General features: G+C 37.4%; 3 protein-coding genes and 1 rRNA gene. 1 reads left to right on the top strand and 3 read right to left on the bottom strand.

Going from position 1 to position 2,307, the window contains the following annotated elements:
* From ON15_RS04605 to ON15_RS04595, 3 genes are all read right to left on the bottom strand, one after another.
* Positions 1-201: ribosomal RNA gene (locus ON15_RS04605) — 16S ribosomal RNA — on the bottom strand; the annotation flags it as partial.
* A gap of 178 nt (positions 202-379) precedes the next feature.
* The gene (locus ON15_RS04600; RefSeq protein ID WP_010580307.1) at positions 380-754 is read right to left on the bottom strand and encodes a CvfD/Ygs/GSP13 family RNA-binding post-transcriptional regulator; all 375 of its coding nucleotides are present in this window, start codon (positions 752-754) and stop codon (positions 380-382) included.
* A gap of 188 nt (positions 755-942) precedes the next feature.
* The gene (locus ON15_RS04595; RefSeq protein ID WP_010580306.1) at positions 943-1,524 is read right to left on the bottom strand and encodes a peptidylprolyl isomerase; all 582 of its coding nucleotides are present in this window, start codon (positions 1,522-1,524) and stop codon (positions 943-945) included.
* A 160-nt stretch (positions 1,525-1,684) separates the two neighbouring features.
* Between ON15_RS04595 and ON15_RS04590 the strand changes: the two genes are divergently transcribed.
* Positions 1,685-2,307: NAD(P)/FAD-dependent oxidoreductase (locus tag ON15_RS04590; protein WP_010580305.1), on the top strand; the 623-nt coding region annotated here is incomplete at its 3' end.

Raw genomic sequence — 2,307 nt, 5'->3', positions numbered from 1 at the left:
TGGTTTTGATGGTTATGCGGTATTAGCACCTGTTTCCAAGTGTTATCCCCCACTTTAAGGCAGGTTACCCACGTGTTACTCACCCGTTCGCCACTCAACTTTTTAAAAGATGCAAGCATCAAATAAAAAGTCTCGTTCGACTTGCATGTATTAGGCACGCCGCCAGCGTTCGTCCTGAGCCAGGATCAAACTCTCATTTTAAAGTTTGTGACTCAAATTTATTACTAGCGAATTGACTTCGCAAATGTTGTCCTTTTTCAAGGCCCTGCACATTTGTTTATCGAAACTTTGTTCAGTTTTCAAAGGTCTACTTATTTAACACAACTATTACAGTGTACCTAACAAAAACACCCCTGTCAAGATAAATTTAGAACAAAATTCAGATTCCCTTCAGAGCCTCTTTGACCCATTGATCTAAATGAGATTGAATTGGAGAAAATCCGGTTTTAACTTTTCGGCTTGTCCAATAGTGTTTATGATTACAGCGCACTTTAATTTTGGTAGCCCGCTGAGGAGGATTTTCAATATATCTTAACGAAAGACTTATTTTGCTTGTATACTCATCAATATCAACAATCATGACATTCACTTTTTGACCGATGCTAAGAATCCGATGAATATCTGCCACAAATCCAGCATGACATTCAGAAATGTGAATTAATCCCTGAGTTTCTTCATCAAGTGCTACAAAAACTCCGTACGGCTGAATACCAGTAACTTTACCTTTAACAATCATTCCGATCCGATATTCCATTTTTTCACCTCTTTCAGCTTAAATTTTAAGCTACCTGCCTCGATCAGAACCAGATATTCTTAGCCTTAAAAATTAGTTGCCAACTATCACTAATCCCAATCAACCAATATCTATTTTTTCTCAACGCGCAGCACAACTGTTGGCAAAAAAAGCTATCAGATAATTGTTTAACGCTTGCAGCACACGCTTTATCCCCGCAGTATAATTGCTGCTTTAATTACAACATCAGCTTGTGGTCGATCATTAACCGTTTTGACATTTGCAATCTGATCTACAACTGTTAATCCCTTACGGACCTGTCCGAAAACGGTATGTCGATGATCTAACCAGGGAGTGCCTCCCTGTAAATATTGTTGGATGATTTCTGCTGGGTAACCAGCCATCTTCATCTGCTCTGCCATTTGTGCTGGCAAGTTTTTATTTTGAACAATGAAAAATTGACTACCATTCATATTAGGCCCGGCATTAGCCATCGAAAGAGCACCACGAAAATTAAATAGCCGGTTAGAAAATTCATCAGCAAATGGCTGCTGCCAAATACTTTCCCCACCTCGGCCAGTGCCAGTCGGGTCTCCACTTTGAATCATAAAGTCTTTAATCACCCGATGAAAGATTACATTATTGTAATAACCCTGCTCAATTAAACTGCAAAAGTTTTTAACTGTCTTGGGTGCGTCAGCCGGAAAAAGTTCAATTTCTATTTCTCCTAAAGTAGTTTTTAACTGAACCATAGGTGTATCTTTGCTCGGTGCTGCTAATTGTGGAAACATGCCTGCTAAACCCCTTTACTTAATTTCTATCTTTGTTTAAAATTCATCCGCTGATTTCAATTTTAACCAAAAAAAGTAAATTTTTCCAATTTAATTTATTTTGCCCTATTTTTATGCTAAGGTGTTTTAGTGTAATCTTTTATGAAAGGAGAACAAACCAATGTCATGTGAAGTTTACGATTTGATTATCATCGGGGGCGGCCCAGTTGGAATTTTTGCAGCTACTTATGCTAAAATGCGACAGGCAAAAGTTCAAGTTATTGAAAGCCTGGATCAATTAGGAGGTCAAGTTGCAACACTCTTTTCTGCAAAAAAGATTTATGATATTCCTGGTTATCCAATGATCAAGGGAACAAATCTAATCCAAAACTTAATCAAACAAACTAAACAATTTGAACCTGAGATCCATTTAAACGAAACTGTCCAAAAAATCGATCAAAAAACCGATTTTTTTAAATTAACAACTTCTCAACGTCAATTAATGACTAAATCAATTATTATTGCTACAGGAATTGGCGCTTTTCAGCCACGCAAATTGAAATTACCAGAAAGTGCTACTTTTGAGGGAAAACAACTTCAATATTTTGTAAATGATCCTGACCAGTTCAATGATAAAGATCTAGTTATTGCTGGTGGCGGAGATTCAGCAGTCGATTGGGCTTTAGAATTTGCTGATCAGGCAAAATCTCTACACATTGTTCACCGGCGAAAAAATTTTCGTGCTCTTGAAAGCAGTGTTGCGCGACTTAAAAAAACCAAGACAGTTTTAGAAACTACCTTATT

It is taken from the genome of Liquorilactobacillus vini DSM 20605 (genome assembly GCF_000255495.1).
In the GTDB taxonomy this organism is placed as follows: domain Bacteria; phylum Bacillota; class Bacilli; order Lactobacillales; family Lactobacillaceae; genus Liquorilactobacillus; species Liquorilactobacillus vini.
Note: the sequence above shows the minus strand (reverse complement) of the source record. Positions and strands in the feature narration are given on the sequence as shown.

What these genes read in the sequence shown, in the direction of transcription:
- ON15_RS04600 (WP_010580307.1), bottom strand. Translation starts at nt 754, where the DNA reads ATGGAATATCGGATCGGAATGATTGTTAAAGGTAAAGTTACTGGTATT.
- ON15_RS04595 (WP_010580306.1), bottom strand. Translation starts at nt 1,524, where the DNA reads ATGTTTCCACAATTAGCAGCACCGAGCAAAGATACACCTATGGTTCAG.